Annotated in this window: 13 protein-coding genes and 1 riboswitch; of the genes, 6 read left to right on the top strand and 7 right to left on the bottom strand. The window is 67.6% G+C overall.

Translation table 11 applies throughout. The annotated features are described in order from the left end of the window. Window positions 1–34: 34 nt before the first annotated feature. Window positions 35–1,657, top strand: a complete 1,623-nt coding sequence (locus ACWDXS_RS34010; protein WP_378996784.1) for a purine-cytosine permease family protein — start codon at window positions 35–37, stop codon at window positions 1,655–1,657. A 60-nt stretch (window positions 1,658–1,717) separates the two neighbouring features. Here ACWDXS_RS34010 and ACWDXS_RS34005 read toward each other — a convergent pair whose 3' ends face one another. The 3 genes from ACWDXS_RS34005 to glpK (ACWDXS_RS33995) all read right to left on the bottom strand — a co-directional run bounded on the left by ACWDXS_RS34005 (window position 1,718) and on the right by glpK (ACWDXS_RS33995) (window position 5,862). Continuing rightward, window positions 1,718–2,467, bottom strand: a complete 750-nt coding sequence (locus ACWDXS_RS34005) for an SDR family oxidoreductase (protein WP_378996958.1) — start codon at window positions 2,465–2,467, stop codon at window positions 1,718–1,720. A 179-nt stretch (window positions 2,468–2,646) separates the two neighbouring features. Next, complete coding sequence (gene glpD, locus ACWDXS_RS34000; RefSeq protein ID WP_449972170.1) at window positions 2,647–4,326, bottom strand: glycerol-3-phosphate dehydrogenase; 1,680 nt, start codon at window positions 4,324–4,326, stop codon at window positions 2,647–2,649. A 33-nt stretch (window positions 4,327–4,359) separates the two neighbouring features. Beyond that, on the bottom strand, window positions 4,360–5,862 hold the full coding sequence (gene glpK, locus ACWDXS_RS33995) for a glycerol kinase GlpK (protein ID WP_449972167.1): 1,503 nt from the start codon (window positions 5,860–5,862) through the stop codon (window positions 4,360–4,362). A gap of 133 nt (window positions 5,863–5,995) precedes the next feature. On the opposite strand from glpK (ACWDXS_RS33995), the gene ACWDXS_RS33990 reads away from it, so the two are divergent. Both ACWDXS_RS33990 and glpK (ACWDXS_RS33985) read left to right on the top strand, forming a co-directional pair. Continuing rightward, on the top strand, window positions 5,996–6,748 hold the full coding sequence (locus tag ACWDXS_RS33990) for an IclR family transcriptional regulator (RefSeq protein WP_449972164.1): 753 nt from the start codon (window positions 5,996–5,998) through the stop codon (window positions 6,746–6,748). A gap of 91 nt (window positions 6,749–6,839) precedes the next feature. Beyond that, window positions 6,840–8,336, top strand: a complete 1,497-nt coding sequence (glpK, locus tag ACWDXS_RS33985; RefSeq protein WP_378996968.1) for a glycerol kinase GlpK — start codon at window positions 6,840–6,842, stop codon at window positions 8,334–8,336. 27 nt (window positions 8,337–8,363) lie between these two features. Here glpK (ACWDXS_RS33985) and ACWDXS_RS33980 read toward each other — a convergent pair whose 3' ends face one another. The 4 genes from ACWDXS_RS33980 to ACWDXS_RS33965 all read right to left on the bottom strand — a co-directional run bounded on the left by ACWDXS_RS33980 (window position 8,364) and on the right by ACWDXS_RS33965 (window position 13,067). Then, window positions 8,364–8,648: a hypothetical protein gene (locus ACWDXS_RS33980; RefSeq protein ID WP_449972161.1), complete on the bottom strand. Its 285-nt coding sequence runs from the start codon at window positions 8,646–8,648 to the stop codon at window positions 8,364–8,366. A 41-nt stretch (window positions 8,649–8,689) separates the two neighbouring features. Beyond that, a complete protein-coding gene (locus ACWDXS_RS33975; protein WP_449972220.1) occupies window positions 8,690–9,838 on the bottom strand; it encodes an MFS transporter in 1,149 nt (382 codons plus the stop codon). A gap of 231 nt (window positions 9,839–10,069) precedes the next feature. Then, window positions 10,070–11,287, bottom strand: coding sequence for an NADP-dependent isocitrate dehydrogenase (locus ACWDXS_RS33970; protein ID WP_067447965.1), 1,218 nt, complete (start codon window positions 11,285–11,287; stop codon window positions 10,070–10,072). 286 nt (window positions 11,288–11,573) lie between these two features. Continuing rightward, entirely contained in the window at window positions 11,574–13,067 is a 1,494-nt protein-coding gene (locus tag ACWDXS_RS33965) for an MFS transporter (RefSeq protein ID WP_378996972.1), read from the bottom strand. A gap of 134 nt (window positions 13,068–13,201) precedes the next feature. Here ACWDXS_RS33965 and ACWDXS_RS33960 point away from each other — a divergent pair, with 134 nt between their 5' ends. The 3 genes from ACWDXS_RS33960 (at window position 13,202) to metX (ending at window position 16,640) form a co-directional block, all read left to right on the top strand. Next, on the top strand, window positions 13,202–13,924 hold the full coding sequence (locus ACWDXS_RS33960; protein WP_378996974.1) for a TetR family transcriptional regulator: 723 nt from the start codon (window positions 13,202–13,204) through the stop codon (window positions 13,922–13,924). A gap of 64 nt (window positions 13,925–13,988) precedes the next feature. Further along, a riboswitch (SAM riboswitch) is annotated at window positions 13,989–14,099 on the top strand. A gap of 82 nt (window positions 14,100–14,181) precedes the next feature. After that, window positions 14,182–15,498, top strand: coding sequence for a bifunctional o-acetylhomoserine/o-acetylserine sulfhydrylase (locus ACWDXS_RS33955; protein ID WP_449972156.1), 1,317 nt, complete (start codon window positions 14,182–14,184; stop codon window positions 15,496–15,498). Further along, window positions 15,495–16,640, top strand: coding sequence for a homoserine O-acetyltransferase MetX (gene metX, locus ACWDXS_RS33950; RefSeq protein WP_378996978.1), 1,146 nt, complete (start codon window positions 15,495–15,497; stop codon window positions 16,638–16,640). The genes ACWDXS_RS33955 and metX overlap by 4 nt, the downstream gene beginning before the upstream one ends. The last annotated feature ends 1 nt before the right edge of the window (window position 16,641 follow it).

The raw sequence follows: 16,641 nt of genomic DNA, 5'->3' as shown, positions 1-16,641 counted from the left end.
GTTACGTGCGGCAGCGGATGAAGGAGAGAGGGAAATGGCCGGAGCAGATACTGCCGCCAAAGAAACACTCGAGGACTACACGCTGCGTTTCGCCCCGCGGAGCTACCGCAAATGGAGCCCCGCCGTCGTCGGCATCTCCGCACTCGGCGGCATCGCCTACCTCGCCGATTTCGCGATCGGCGCGAATATCGGCATCGCCCACGGCACCGGAAACGCCCTGATCGGCATCGGTATCTTCGCCGTGGTCGTGATGCTCACCGGATTTCCGCTCGCCTATTACGCGGCGCGCTACAACATCGATCTCGACCTGATCACGCGCGGCAGCGGATTCGGCTACTACGGCTCCGTGATCACCAATATCGTGTTCGCGTCGTTCACTTTCATCTTCTTCGCGCTCGAAGGTTCGATCATGGCGCAGGGCCTGTTATTGGGCCTCGGAATTCCGTTGTGGCTCGGCTATCTCGCCTCCACGATCATCATCTTCCCGCTGGTCATCTACGGGATGAACACCCTGGCCAAACTCCAGGTGTGGACCACGCCCCTGTGGCTGCTGCTGATGGTGGCGCCGTTCGGCTTCCTGCTGGTGCGCCACCCCGATTCGGTGGGTTCGTTCTTCGCCTACGGCGGCGAGAACGGTGAGGGCGTGAGCGTTTCGGGCGCGCTGCTGGCCGCTGGTGTGTGCCTGTCGCTGATCGCCCAGATCGCCGAGCAGATCGACTACCTGCGCTTCATGCCGCCGCGCACGCCCGAGAACCGGGCCAAGTGGTGGGGCTGGATGCTGCTCGCCGGTCCCGGCTGGGTGCTGTTCGGTGCGGCCAAGCAGGTCGTCGGCCTGTTCCTCGCGGTGTACCTGATCGCGAACCTGCCCGCCGCGCAGGGCATCGCCAACCAGCCGGTGCACCAGTTCCTGGAGATCTACAAGGACATGGTGCCGGGGTGGCTGGCCATGACGCTGGCCGTGGTGCTGGTGGTCATCAGCCAGGTCAAGATCAACGTGACCAACGCCTACTCGGGCTCGCTGGCCTGGACCAACTCCTACACCCGCGTCACCAAGACCTACCCGGGCCGTCTGGTGTTCCTGGTGGTCAACCTCGGTGTGGCGCTGGTGCTGATGGAAGCGAACATGTTCGACTTCCTCAACAACATCCTCGGCTTCTACGCCAACTGCGGCATCGCCTGGATCGTCACCGTGGCCACCGATATCGCGGTGAACAAGTACCTGCTGAAGATCTCGCCGAAGGTGCCGGAGTTCCGGCGCGGCATGCTCTACGACTTCAACCCGGTGGGTCTGGTCGGCTTCGGGCTGTCGGCGGTGCTGTCGATCATGACCTTCTTCGGCCTGTTCGGTGAACTGCTGAAGCCGTATTCGCCGCTGGTCGCGGTGCTGGTCGCCTTCATCGCGACTCCGCTCACCGCGATCGCCACCAAGGGCAAGTACTACCTGCGACGCGCCGACGACGGCATCGAGGCGCCGATGTTCGACGAACACGGCAACCCGTCGGGCGACCTGCTCACCTGCCACGTCACCGGCATGGACTTCGAGCGCCCGGACATGATCGCCTCGGCGGTGCCGGGTCCCGAAGGCGAGATCCAGTACATCAGCTCGCTGGCGCTGTCCACGGACAAGGACGGCAAGCACCTGCTCCCCAGGCAGTAATTTTGGAGCGCTGGCGCGCTCGAGTTCGCGGCCCCTTGTGTCCCGGGTGCGGGGCTGGTTTCAGATCAATCTTCGGACAACCGGTAGCGGCAGGACGCGCAGCGCGAAGCCCAGTGGCACCCATGGCCAGCCGGGCACATAGGCGTTGGCCCGGCGCTTCTCGATCGCGGCGACCATGGCGTGCACGCCGGTTTCGGTGTCCACCATGAACTTCGGCTGATGCTTGACGCGATCGTTCATCTCCGAGCGGATGTAGCCGGGGTAGATCACCGAGACGTCCACGCCCGCAATCGCCTCCGCGCGAACCCCTTCGGCCAGCGCCGCGACGCCCGCTTTGGTCGCCGCGTAGGTGGTGAGCGTCTTGGGCATGCCGCGCAGGCCCGAGATCGAGGAGATCATCACCAGGTGGCCGCGGCCCTGCGCGCGGAAGATCTTCAGCGCCGCCTCGCTCTGGGCCAGGGCGGCAAGGAAATTCACCACCGCGGTCTCGCGATTGGCCTTGTGATGGCCGGTCCCCAACGGCGCGCCCTTACCCAGTCCCGCGTTGACGATCACACGGTCGACGGTGCCGAATTCCTCGGCGAACTCGTCGAAGGCGGTGAACACCGCCGCATCGTCGGTGACATCGAGTTGCTTCACCGAGACGACCCGTTCGGGATGGTCGGCGAGGATCTGCGTGCGCAGTTCGTCGAGACGCTCGGTCCGGCGAGCACACAGGCCGAGGTCGTACCCGAGCGCGGCGAACTGGCGCGCCATCTCGGCGCCGAGCCCGGAGCTGGCGCCGGTGATCAGGATGGTGCCCCGGCTCACGACAGCGCCGGGGTTCGTCGGGGGGTGATTCGCGATTCCATGTACCCACGCTAGCCACCACGCGGCACGGAGGTCGAGGATCGGCGACTACGTTCGCCTGGCCGATGCGCCACAGCACCGCGGTGACCCATTCCTTCGCGTGTGCGAGGGCTGCGATGCCGCGGTGCTGTCGGCGGAGTTCAGCGGGCTGCGACCAGTCTGGCGGCGTTGGCGGCGGCGTCGTCGCCCGCTTCGTTGGCGGCCAGCTCCGCGTGGACCCGGTCGTAGTAGCGGTTGATCTCGGCGTTGGTGGTCTCCTCGTTCCAGCCGAGCAGCGGTGCGATCAGGCGGGCGACTTCCGGCGCGGCGGCCAGGCCGCGATCGGGGACCTCGATCGAGATGCGGGTGCGGCGGGTCAGGATGTCGTCGAGGTGCAGGGCGCCCTCGTGGGTGACGGCGTAGACGATCTCGGCGGCGATGTAGTCCGAGGCGCCCGGAAGCGGGTGGCGCAGGGCGGGATCCGCGGCGATGAGGCCGAAGATGTCGGTGCTCAGAGAGCCGTAGCGGCCGAGCAGGTGTTGCACCACGTCGACGGGCAACCGCTGTGACACCGACAGGTCGGTCACCTCGGCGAGCATGTCGAAGTAGCCCGCCGCGCCGACGATGGGCAACTGCGCGGTCGCCGAGGCGGGGATCTCCCCGCCCAGGCGCGCGGCGGCGGCGTCGACGACATCGGCGGCCATCACCCGGTAGGTCGTGTACTTGCCGCCCGCGATCACGAACAGGCCCGGCGCGGGTTCGGCGACGGCGTGTTCGCGCGAGAGCTTGGCGGTCTCCTTCGTGGCGCCGGTCATCAGCGGGCGAAGGCCCGCGTAGGTGCCGACGATGTCGGCCCTGGTCAGCGGCTCCCGCAGCAGCGCGTTGACGTGGTCGAGGATGTACTGCACGTCGGCGGCGGTGGCCGTCGGGTGGTTCTTGTCCAGCGCCCATTCGGTGTCGGTGGTGCCGATGATCCAGTGTTCGGCCCACGGGATGACGAACAGGACCGACTTCTCGGTGCGCATGATCATGCCGGTGTGCAGGTTCAGCCGGTCGCGCGGCACGAGGATGTGCACGCCCTTCGACATCTGGACGTGGAACGGGAAGTCCACGCCGGTCATCTTGATCATGTCGTCGGTCCAGACGCCGGTCGCGCTGATCACGGTGCGGGCCCGAATGGTGTGTGTCAGACCGGTTTCCAGGTCTTCGACACGCGCGCCGACGATCTTCTCGCCGTCGCGTTCCAGCCCGATCACCTTGGTCCGGGTCAGCACCGTGGCGCCGTTCTCGGCGGCGGTCCTGGCGATCATCATCGTGTGGCGGGCGTCGTCGACCTGCGCGTCGTAGTAGCGGATGGCGCCGGTGAGCGCGTCGTCACGTAGCGCGGGCGCGAGTTCCAGTGCGCCGGAACGGGTCAGGTGCTTGTGCATCGGGACCGTGCGCGCGCCACCGAGGGTGTCGTAGAGGGCGATACCGGCGCCGATGTAGGCGCGCTCCCACACCCGGTGCTGGAGCGGGAACAGGAACGGCACCGGGTGCACCAGGTGCGGTGCGAGCGTATTCAGCAGTAGCCCACGTTCTTTGAGCGCCTCGCGCACCAACGCGAAATCCATCTGTTCCAGGTAGCGCAGGCCGCCGTGGATGAGCTTGGACGAACGACTCGAGGTGCCTGCGGCGAAATCGCGTGCCTCCACCAGGGTTACCGACAGGCCGCGCGAGGCGGCGTCGAGCGCGGCGCCGGCGCCGGTCACGCCACCGCCGATGACCAGGACATCGACCTCGGCGGTGTCGAGCGTGCCGACAGCCTGCTCACGGTAGGTGGGGTCCAGTTGCACAGACACGATGATCTCCTTCTCGAAAGTATCGGGGGTGACTCAGATTTCGGCCCAGTCGAGCGTGCGTTCGACCGCTTTGAGCCAGCGGCGGTAGCCGTGTTCGCGTTGCTCCGCGGACCAGGTGGGGTACCAGCGGACGTCTTCGGACCAGTTGTCGAGCAGTTCGCCGGTGCCGCTCCAGAAACCGACGGCCAGTCCGGCGGCGTAGGCGGCGCCGAGCGCGGTGGTCTCGGCGACGACCGGTCGCGAGACCGGGACGCCGAGCAGGTCGGCCTGGATCTGCATGGCCAGCTGGTTCACCGTGACGCCGCCGTCCACCCGCAGCGTCGCCAGTCGGACCCCGGCGTCGCGCTGCATGGCCTCGACCACGTCGCGGGTCTGGTAGGCGATGGATTCCAGGGTGGCCCTGGCCAAGTGGGCGTTGTTGCTGTAGCGCGACAGGCCGACGACCGCGCCGCGCGCATCGGGTCGCCAGTACGGCGCGAACAGACCGGAGAAGGCAGGCACGAAGTACACGCCGCCGGAATCGGCCACCTGCCCGGCGAGGTCTTCGATCTGCGCCGCGCCCGCGATGATTCCCATCTGGTCGCGCAACCACTGCACGGCCGACCCGGTGACCGCGATCGACCCCTCCAGCGCGTAGGCGGGCTTGTCGTCGACGAACTGATACGCGACCGTGGTGATCAAGCCGTGGTTCGAGCGCACGATCTCCGTGCCGGTGTTGAGCATCAGGAAATTGCCTGTGCCATAGGTGTTCTTGGCCTCGCCGGGCTGGAAACACACCTGCCCGACACCCGCGGCCTGCTGATCGCCGAGCACGCCCGCGATGGGCACCGAGCCTTTGAACGGGCCGTCGGGCTTCGTCGTCCCGAACAGTCGCGGATTCGCCGACGGCGCGATGGTGGGCAGCATGGCGCGCGGGATGCCGAAGATCGCGAGGAGGTCGTCGTCCCAGTCGAGGGTTTCGAGATCCATCAGCATGGTGCGCGAGGCATTGGTGGGGTCGGTGACGTGCACGCCGCCGGTGAGGTTCCAGATCAGCCAGCTGTCGAGGGTGCCGAACAGGGCGTCGCCACGCTCGGCATCGGCGCGCACGCCCGCGATGTTGTCCAGGATCCACTTCAGCTTGCCGCCGGAGAAGTACGGCGCGGGCGGCAGGCCGGTCTTCTCGCGGATCAGCGCGCTGTGCCCGGCGGCGTCGAGGTCGGCGATGATGCGGTCGGTGCGGGTGTCCTGCCAGACGATGGCGTTGCCGTAGGGGCGGCCGGTGTGGCGGTTCCAGACAACGGTGGTCTCACGCTGGTTGGTGACGCCGATGGCGGCGAGATCGTCGGCCGTGAGATCGGCGAGCGAGAGGGCGGTCTTGACGACGGTGCGGGTGCGTTCCCAGATCTCGTCCGGATTGTGTTCGACCCAGCCGGGGCGCGGCATGATCTGCGAGTGTTCGAGCTGGTGGCGGGCGACCACGGTGCCCCTGTGGTCGAAAACCATGAATCGCGTCGACGTCGTGCCCTGGTCGATCGCGCCCACGTACCGGTTCATTTTCTCGCCTTCCCGGACCTCGTCGTCGAGTCCGCCGTTCGGGCACCTGTGCCCGAAGCCCACGCTAGGAACGCGCGGACGCGGGCACCACCAGCAGCGTTCGACAATGCTGAACGGTGGTAGGTTCGGGCCCATGCCCGGCCCGATCCAGTCGATCGAACGCGCCGCCGCCGTGCTGCGGCTGCTGGCGCGCGGACCGGGGCCGCTGGGTGTCGGTGAGATCGCGTCCGCGCTCGACCTGGCCAAACCCACCGCGCACGGCATCCTGCGGACGCTGCTCGGGGTCGGATTCGTCGGCCAGGACGCGCTCACCGGCAAGTACCTGCTCGGCCCCGCGATCGGCGAACTCGGAACCGATCGGCTCGACGTGAACGAGTTGCGCTCGCGGGCGATCCATCGGGCCGACGCCCTCGCCTCGCGCTCCGGGGAATCGGTACGGATCGCGGTAGCGCGGGATACCGGGATCACGGTGATCCACCACGTCTTCCGGCCCGACAACAGCGAGCAGGCCCTGGCAGTCGGCGAGGTACTGCCCGCCCATGCGACCGCACTCGGCAAGGTCCTGCTCGCCTACGACGCCGCGGCGAAAGCCGGTGTGCTCCAAGCATTCACCCGGCGGACGATCACCGAACGCGACCGACTCGACCGCGCGATCACCGAGGTGCGACGGCGGGGCTGGGCAGACGAAGTCGAGGAGTACCGCTCGGGCGAAGCGGGGATCGCCGCGCCGATTCGAGCCAGAGGTGGCCTCGTCGTCGCTGCCATCGGCATCACCGGTCCGACGGATCGGCTGTGCGACAACCGTTTACAAACCCGACAGGCCGCGATCGAGCAGGTGCGCGCCGCCGCTCTCGCGGTGCACCGCGATCTGACGGCAGCGCAATGAACTGTGCCACCACGCTTTTCGCTGCGACAGCCCCCGTGAACAGGCGCGCCGCTACCGTGACACCCCGCACCGCCGACGAAAGCAGCTGCCGATGACGCAACGCTTCGTGCTCGCCATCGATCAGGGCACCACCTCGAGCCGGTGCATCGTCTTCGATCAGCACGCCCGGCTGGCCGGAATGGCGCAGCGGACCCACCGTCAGCATTATCCCAGGTCGGGCTGGGTGGAACAGGACGCGCTCGAGATCTGGCGCACGGTGGAGCGGATCGTGCCCGCGGCGCTGCGCGATGCCGGGATCACCGTCGAGCAGGTGGCCGCGATCGGGATCGCCAATCAGCGCGAGACCACCGTTGTCTGGGATCGGCACACCGGTCTGCCGGTTCGGCTGGCCATCGTCTGGCAGGACGTACGCACCGAAGAGCTGGTCGATCAGATGAGGGAATTGCCTGGAGCACACCGCATTACCGAGTTGAGCGGGCTTCCCCTTGCGACGTATTTCGCCGCACCTCGCCTGCGCTGGCTACTCGACAATGTCGACGGTCTGCGCGCCAGAGCCGAACGCGGCGACGTTCTCTTCGGGACCATGGAATCCTGGCTCATCTGGAATCTGACCGGCGGTGCCGAGCACGTCACCGACGTCACCAACGCCGGCCGCACCCTGTTGATGAATCTCGCCACCCGCCAGTGGGACGCGGAACTGCTGCGGTTCTTCGACATTCCGCCCGCCATGCTCCCCCGCATCGAACCGTCGACCGGCGATTTCGGCACCGCGAGTACCGTCGTCCCCGGCGTGCGGATCGGCGCCGCCCTCGGCGACCAGCACGCGGCCCTGTTCGGCCAGACCTGCTTCGCCCCGGGCGAAACCGAATGCACCTACGGCACCGGCGGCTTCCTCATGATGAACACCGGCACCGAACTGATCCGCTCCCGGCACGGCCTGCTCACCACCATCGGCTACCAGGTCGGCCCCGAACCGGTCTACGCCCTCGAAGGGCCGATCGCGGTCACCGGATCTCTCGTCCAGTGGCTGCGCGACATCGTCGGCCTGATCGCCACCGCACCCGAGATCGAAACTCTCGCAAGCACAGTCGACGACAACGGCGGCTGCTACCTGGTCCCCGCCTTCTCCGGCCTCTACGCCCCGCACTGGCGCAGCGACGCCCGAGGCCTGCTCATCGGCCTGACCTCCTACGTCACCAAGGGCCACCTGGCCCGCGCCGTCCTGGAGGCCACCGCCTGGCAGACCCGCGACGTGGTCGAAGCCATGAACGCCGACGCGGGTCTCCAGGCGAAGTCCCTGCGGGTAGCAGGCGGCATGGCCTCCAACAACCTGCTCATGCAGATCATCGCCGACGTCCTCGACACGCCGGTCATGCGCCCGCTGGTCACCGAAACCGTCTCCCTCGGCGCCGCCTACGCGGCGGGCCTGGCCGTCGGCTACTGGCCCGATCTCCAAGGCCTACGCCGCAATTGGAAGGTCGCCGCCCAATGGATACCCTCGCCGGACCGTCGAATACGCGAGGAAGAATACGAACGCTGGCAACGAGCCGTCCAACTCAGCGTCGGCTGGGCCCGGCCCGCCGACTGAACCGCCGAGGTAGAGACAACTCGCGCGTCAGCCGAAGAGTTCGTCGGTACGAGTGGCGGTGACCGCCTGCGTCAACCACGCGTCGAGCTGGTCGAGGTCGGTACACGCGGCGAGCTGCGCCCGCTGCGCGGCGGACAGCTCGAGCCCGCGGGCAGTCAGCACGGTGAGCACCGCGTGCGCAGCAGTCTCGGCGACCTTCGCGTCCACCTCCGCGAGCCCCTCCTCGCGCCCCTTCGCCATGTACTTGGTAGCGATGCGGCCGCGATATTGAGGCGTGCTCTCCATCAGTTCCTCCAAGCGTTGGCTCGGCATGTGGGGCACTGTATGCCGAGGTACGCAAGGGCCCCAATCAGTTACGGCGTGTTATGCGCCGACCGGCGTTGCAGGAAAACCGTGAGGGCGAACAGGAGGACACCGGCGACGGCCAGGAGCGCGCCGACCATGGCGGGGGCGGTGTAGCCGAGGCCCGCGGCGATGACGAGGCCGCCGAGCCAGGCGCCCGCGGCGTTGGCCATGTTCAAGGCGGCGTGATTGAGGGCGGCGGCGAGGGTTTGGGCGTCGGCGGCTACGTCCATGAGGCGGGTTTGGAGGCCGGGGGCCAGGGCCGCGCCCGAGGCGCCGACGAGGAAGGCGCCGATCGCGGCGGTGACGGGGTTGTGCGCCGCCAGGACGAACCCGGCCAGGATCACGACCATCGCGATCATGGCGACGAAGATCGAGCGGTCGACGCCGCGGTCGGCGAGGATGCCGCCGCCGATATTGCCCACGATCATGCCGAGACCGAACAGCGCCAGCACGATCGGCACCGCGCCGATGGGCATGCCCGCGACATCGGTCATGGTGGTGGCGATGTAGGTGTAGACCGCGAACATGCCGCCGAAGCCGATCGCGCCCACGGCCAGGGTGAGCAGCACCTGCGGGCGTCGCAGCGCCCCGAGTTCGGTTATCGGGTTGGTGATCTTCATGCTGGTCAGCGCGGGGACATAGCGCCACAGAGCGGCCACCGTGGCCACGCCGATCACGGCGACGACCACATAGGCGTCACGCCAGCCCAGGTGCTGACCGAGCCAGGTCGCGCCGGGCACCCCGATCACATTCGCCACGCTGAGCCCGAGCATCACCGCGGCCACGGCCTTGGCTCGCTGCCCCACGGGCGCGAGCGTGGCGGCGGCCAGCGAGGCGACGCCGAAGTACGCGCCGTGCGGCAGACCGGACACGAACCGCGCGAGCACGAGCGTGCCGAAGGTCGGCGCGAGCACGGTCCCGATATTGCCGAGCGTGAACGCGACCATCAACACGATCAGCAACTTCTTGCGCGCCACCCGCGCGCACAACGCGGCGATCAGCGGCGCACCCACCACGACCCCCAGCGCGTACGCCGACACCGCGTGCCCGGCCGACGGCTCGGAGATATCGAAGGCCCGCGCGATATCGGGCAGCAACCCCATGGTCACGAACTCGGTGGTCCCGATCCCGAATCCACCCAGCGCCAACGCGAGCATCGCCGGGACATGCCAGCTGGTGCGTGGCACGTCGAGACGATCGGGGGCTGCGATGGAAGAAGTCACGCTTCCATGCAACGGGCACGACTACCCATTAGCTACCCGAAACGAGCGTGAGTTACCCCACCGTGGGAACAACCGCCGGGTACGGACGCAAAAGCGCTCGCATCGGATTCGATGCGAGCGCTTTCTCACAGCCGTGCAGGTTCGCGGTTGCGAACCGGGGCTATCTCACTTCAGAGCGCGAGCCAGGTTGACGTCCAGCGCGCCGAGGAATTCCTCGGTGCTCAGGTAACCCTGGTCGCCGCCGACGAGCGCGGCGAGGTCCTTCGTCATCTGACCACCCTCGACGGTCTTGATGACCACGTCCTCGAGCGCCTGCGCGAAGCCGATCACCTCGGGGGTGTTGTCCAGCTTGCCGCGGTGTTCGAGGCCACGGGTCCAGGCGAAGATCGACGCGATCGGGTTGGTCGAGGTCGGCTTGCCCTGCTGGTGCTGACGGTAGTGCCGGGTGACCGTGCCGTGCGCGGCCTCGGCCTCACAGGTCTTGCCGTCCGGGGTGAGCAGCACCGAGGTCATCAGGCCGAGCGAGCCGAAGCCCTGGGCCACGGTGTCGGACTGCACGTCGCCGTCGTAGTTCTTGCAGGCCCAGACGTAGCCGCCCTCCCATTTCATGGAGGAGGCGACCATGTCGTCGATCAGGCGGTGCTCGTAGGTGAGGCCCGCCGCGTCGAACTCGGCCTTGAACTCGGCGTCGAAGACTTCCTGGAAGGTGTCTTTGAACATGCCGTCGTAAGCCTTGAGGATGGTGTTCTTCGTGGAGAGGTACACCGGGTAGTTCTGCTGCAGGCCGTAGTTGAACGAGGCCCGCGCGAAGTCCTCGATGGACTTCTTGAAGTTGTACATACCCATGACGACGCCGCCGTCCTCGGGCATCTTCACGACCTCGTGGATGATCGGCTCGCTGCCGTCTTCCGGGGTGAAGGTCAGCGTGACGGTGCCCGCCTCGTAGACCTTGAAGTCGGTGGCGCGGTACTGGTCGCCGAAGGCGTGACGGCCGATGATGATCGGCTTGGTCCAGCCGGGCACCAGCCGGGGCACGTTGGAGATGATGATCGGCGCGCGGAAGATGGTGCCACCCAGAATGTTACGGATGGTGCCGTTGGGCGAGCGCCACATCTTCTTGAGGCCGAACTCTTTCACCCGCGCTTCGTCGGGGGTGATGGTGGCGCATTTCACGCCGACGCCGTACTTCTTGATGGCATTGGCCGCGTCGACGGTGACCTGGTCGTCTGTCTTGTCGCGGTACTCGATGCCGAGGTCGTAGTACTCGAGATTCACGTCGAGATAGGGATGGATCAGCTTGTCCTTGATGAACTGCCAGATGATCCGGGTCATCTCGTCGCCGTCGAGTTCTACAACGGTGCCTTCAACCTTGATCTTGGACATGGATCTTCGTGTCCTCCTCGGTGGGTGCCCTTATTGCACGGCTAGGCGAACACGCTTGTGAGCGGACCCCAGCAGTTCCAACAGACAACGTATATGCCCCGCGTTGTCTGCGGGACGTGTGGTGCAAACAAGACGAGCGTACTGCTGTCCCCCACCTCACCGCGACGGGAGGCCCCACTGTGCGGGACAGCCCTCCCGGCCCGCCTGTCATCACCCGATCGGGCCTTGACCGGCTACTGAGTGGTAACAAGAGGCCCGCGCCGTAGCGCGGGCCTCGTCGAGAAGGTCAGACCGCGACGGGTATCGCGGCCGCGTGTTCGTCGCCTTCGATCAGGTTCTCCGGCTTGTCGCGGATCATCACCGCGATCACCACGGCGGCGGCGAGGAAGAAGCCGGCGCCGATATAGAACGCGACGTCGTAGCTGTAGATCGAGGCGCGTTCGATCAGGTGGTCGACGGTCGGGTTGTCGGTGACGTAGTTCTCGGCGGCCTGCACCGACAGGGTGGTCAGCAGGGCGGTGCCGACGGCGCCGCCGACCTGCTGGGCGGCGTTGAGCAGGGCGCTGGCGACACCGGAGTCCTCGGCGTCGACCTGATGCAGGGCCACGGCCTGCATCCCGACGAACAGCGGGCCCATCCCGAGCGCCATCAACAGCTGCGCGGGCAGCACGCTCAGCGCGTACCCGTCGCCGTAGCTCAGTTGTGCCAGCCACAGCAGTCCCACGACGCCGAGCAGCGCGCCGACCACCATGAGCGGACGCGGCCCGAACTTGGGCATCAGCGAACTGGTGATGCCCGCCGCGATCCCGATGCCCACGGGGAACGGCAGGAACGCGATCCCGGCCTTCAGCGGCGAATACCCCAGGGTGTTCTGGTAGTAGAAGCTCAGGAACAAGAACATGGCGAACATCGCGATCGGGATCAGCAGCGCGGCCAGCAAGGCGCCGCCGCGATTGATCTCACCCGGAATTCGCAGTGGCAGCAGCGGGTTCGCCGAGCGTGCCTCGATGAAGACGAACGCGATGAGCAAGGCGAAGCCGGCCCCGAGCAGGCCGAGGGTGCTGCCCGCCAGCCAACCGTGTTCGGCGGCGCGACTGAATCCGTAGACGATCGACACCAAGCCGAATGTCACGGTGACGGCGCCGGGCAGGTCGTAGCCGCCGGTTCTGGGCACCGGGATATCGCGCGCGATCACCGCCACCGCACCGGCTACCGCGATGAGCGCGATCGGCGTGTTCATCAGCAGCGTCCACCGCCACGACGCGAATTCGGTGAGCGCGCCGCCGACGATCAGCCCGAACGCGATGCCACCGGCGGTGATGCCGGCGAACACCGCGAACGCGCGGGCCCGTTCCTGCACGTCGGTGAAGATCACCGACAACAGCGACAAGGCCGCGGGGGCGAGCAGCGCGGCGAACGCACCCTGTAGACCTCGGCCGACGAACAACTGCGGACCGGTCTGCGCGAGCCCCGCCAGCGCCGACGCGGCGGCGAAGCCGACCAGGCCGACCAGGAAGATCCGGCGCCGGCCCAGGTAGTCGGCCATCCGTCCGCCGAGCAGTAGCAGCCCACCGAAGATGAGCGTGTACGCGGTGAGCGCCCACTGTTTGTCGCCGTCGCTGATCCCCAGGTCACGCTGGGCATAGGGCAGGGCGATCGTGATCACGGTGGCGTCGAGCACCACCATCAACTGGGCGGCGGAGAGCACGACCAGCGCCCACCACCGCATCGAACTCTGTTGGGAATCAACATGTTTCGTCTCTATCTCGGTGCTGGTCACCAGGACTCCTCGTCACTCGATCAGTGTGGACCAATCCTGGCACTGTGAGACAATTGGCGTCAAGAGAAAAATGTCTGACTGCGCCAATTGACTTAGTTGGACAGATAAAGCGGCCGACGCGGTAGGCTGGTCACATGCTGGACTCGACCACTCCGATCAGCGCCGACCGGACGACCGAACCGGCTGCCGGCGCGCCGCTGGGCCTGCGCGAGCGCAAGAAACTCCAGACCAAGGCCGCGATCGTGGCGGTCGGACTCGAGCTGTGCGACAGCCAGGGGTTCGACGCGACGACGGTCGAGCAGATCGCCGCGGGTGCCGATGTGTCCCCACGCACCGTCAACCGGTACTTCGCGCTCAAGGAAGACATCGTGCTTGCCCCGATCGACGACTTCGGGGTCTCCGTCGCCGTCGCGCTGCGCTCCCAGCCGAACACCGGCAACGAACTCCAGGCACTGTGCGGCGCCTACCTGGAGGTGGTCCAGGCCGAGGCGGATGCGGACGGTATCCGGTTCATCCGTCAGTTCCTGCAGATGCAGCGGATCATGCGCACCAGCCAGTCGGTCAACGCGCGCGCGCTGGAATACGCGGAGAAGAAGAACGTCGCGGTGTGCACCGAGCTCGCGCAGCGGATGGGCACGTCACCGGAGGACTTCACGGTGAAGCTGGTGGCCGGGATCTGGCAGATGCTGTGCCATCTCTCGGTCGCCGATACCGAACAGGCACTGCTGAGCGGGTCACCGACGGTAGCCGTTCGGGTCACGCGCGACGCCGTGCTGCGCGCCTACCACGGCTTGCGGCAGGTCTGTGGCGCACCGGTGGACGACACGCCAGGCTTCGGCACACCGTCCGGCGAGTGATCTTCGGCGGGAAATGCGGGGGAAGTTTCCGCCTGCGGGAGATCTCCGGTTAACATGACGGCAAGGTCATGAGTACCAGCGCCAAGCCCCGGCTCGCTGGTCGGCAACCCTCCAGCTGCGGTGGGGTGCTCCGGGTGATGACCGGGCTCTCGAAAGTCGAGAGCAAGCGCGCACTGCAGGAGGCCCCCATGTGTTGTTGCCAGTCGATCCGACCCAGTTGACGAGATCCCCCGGCTGACACCCATTTGGAGCACGACATGACTGACTCTTCCCTGCCCGAGAACTGGTCCTTCGAGACCAAGCAGGTCCACGCGGGCCAAGCTCCCGACGCGAGCACCAACGCGCGGGCGCTGCCGATCTACCAGACCACTTCCTACACCTTCCGCGACACCGATCACGCCGCCGCGCTGTTCGGTCTCGCCGAGCCGGGCAACATCTACACCCGGATCATGAACCCCACCCAGGACGCGGTGGAGCAGCGCGTGGCCGCCCTCGAAGGTGGCGTCGCGGCGCTGCTGCTGGCCTCGGGCCAGGCCGCGGAGACCTACGCGATCCTGAACCTGGCGAGCGCGGGCGACCACATCGTGTCCAGCCCGCACCTCTACGGCGGCACCTACAACCTCTTCCACTACTCGCTGCCCAAACTGGGAATCACGGTCTCGTTCGTCGAGGATCCCGATGACCTCGCGCAGTGGGAAGCCGCGATCCAGCCGAACACCAAGGCGTTCTACGGCGAGACCATCGCCAACCCGAGCAGCGCGGTGTTCGACATTCCCGGCATCGCCGGTGTCGCGCACGCGAACGGCCTTCCGCTGATCGTGGACAACACCGTCGCCACCCCCTACCTGATCCAGCCGCTGGCCCACGGCGCCGACATCGTCGTGCATTCGGCGACGAAGTACCTGGGTGGGCACGGTGCGGCCGTGGCGGGCGTGATCGTCGACGGCGGCACCTTCGACTGGACGGTGCGCGACGCCGACGGCAACGCGCGCTTCCCCGGCTTCACCGAGCCCGACCCCAGCTACCACGGTGCGGTGTTCGCCGATCTGGGCGCGCCCGCGTTCGCGCTGAAGGCTCGCGTGCAGTTGCTGCGCGATCTGGGTGCCGCGGTCTCGCCGTTCAACGCGTTCCTCATCGCCCAGGGCATCGAGACGCTGAGCCTGCGGGTCGAACGGCATGTCAGCAATGCCGAGGCGGTCGCGAAGTTCGTCGCCGAGCAGCCGGGCGTCGACGCGGTGTTCTACGCGGGCCTCGAGTCCTCGCCCTGGTACGCGCGAGCCAAGGAGCTGGCGCCCAAGGGTGCGGGCGCGATCGTGGCGTTCGAGCTGGCAGGCGGCGTCGACGCGGGCAAGAAGTTCGTGGACGCGCTCAGCCTGCACAGCCATGTAGCTAACATCGGTGATGTGCGTTCACTCGTGATTCACCCGGCGTCGACCACGCACTCGCAGTTGACGCCCGAAGAGCAGCTGGCGGCCGGCGTCACTCCCGGCCTGGTCAGGCTCGCGGTGGGCATCGAGGGAATCGACGACATTCTGGCCGATCTGCGGGCCGGGTTCGCGGCGGCGACGACGTGACTGTGAGCACCGAATCGCCGATCGCCCGACCAGGAACCGGGGTGGCCCTGCTGCCGCCGCCGGACGGGCGCGTCGGCCTGGTCGCCATCGGGGATGTGGCGCTGGAGAACGGCGCCGTCGTCCCCGATGTGCGGCTGGCGGTGCAACGCTGGGGCGAGCTCTCGCCCACCCTGGACAACGTGGTGCTCGTCGAACACGCGCTCACCGGCGACTCCCATGTCGTCGGTGGGCCCGACGGGGCGCCCGGCTGGTGGGAGGGCATGGTCGGGCCCGGCGCGCCGATCGACACCGACGAGTGGTGTGTGATCGCGACCAACGTGCTGGGCGGCTGCAAGGGCAGCACCGGCCCGTCCTCACTCGCCTCCGACGGAAAGCCATGGGGCGCGCGGTTTCCCGAGCTGAACATCCGTGACCAGGTGAAAGCCGAAGCGCAGTTGTTCGAGGTGCTCGGGATCGAGCGGCTCGGCGCTGTCGTCGGCGGCTCGATGGGCGGCATGCGGGTGCTCGAGTGGATCATCGGCCTGCCGGAGCGGGTTTCGGCCGCGCTCGTGCTGGCCGTGGGCGCCCGTGCCACCGCCGACCAGATCGGCACCCAGACCACCCAGATGGCCGTCATCACGGCCGATCCCGACTGGCAGGGCGGCGACTATCACGGCACCGGTCGCGCGCCGATGACCGGCATGGGGCTGGCCCGGCGGATCGCGCACCTGACCTACCGCACCGAGGGCGAACTCGACCACCGCTTCGCCAACAAGGCACAGGGCGACGAGGACCCGTGGACCGGTGGACGGTACGCGGTGCAGAGCTACCTCGAGCACCAGGCCGACAAGCTGTGTTCGCGCTTCGATCCGGCCACCTATGTACTGCTCAGCGAGGCCATGAATCGCCACGACGTGGGGCGCGGGCGCGGCGGCGTCGCCGCCGCGCTGGCCTCCACCGCGGTGCCGTGCGTGGTCGGCGGAGTCGACTCGGATCGCCTGTACCCCCTGCACACCCAGGCCGAGCTGGCCGAAGGACTGCCGGGCTGCGCGGGTCTCGAGATCGTGCACTCCCGCGACGGGCACGACGGGTTCCTCACCGAGGCGGCCGCCGTGTCGAAGCTGCTCACCGAGACGATGCGCTTGGCGCGGGAGAACCGCTGAG

The sequence above is a fragment of the Nocardia sp. NPDC003183 genome, from assembly GCF_053590715.1.
The sequence above is the reverse complement of the archived record's forward strand: the minus strand, read 5'-3'. Positions and strand labels throughout refer to the sequence as shown.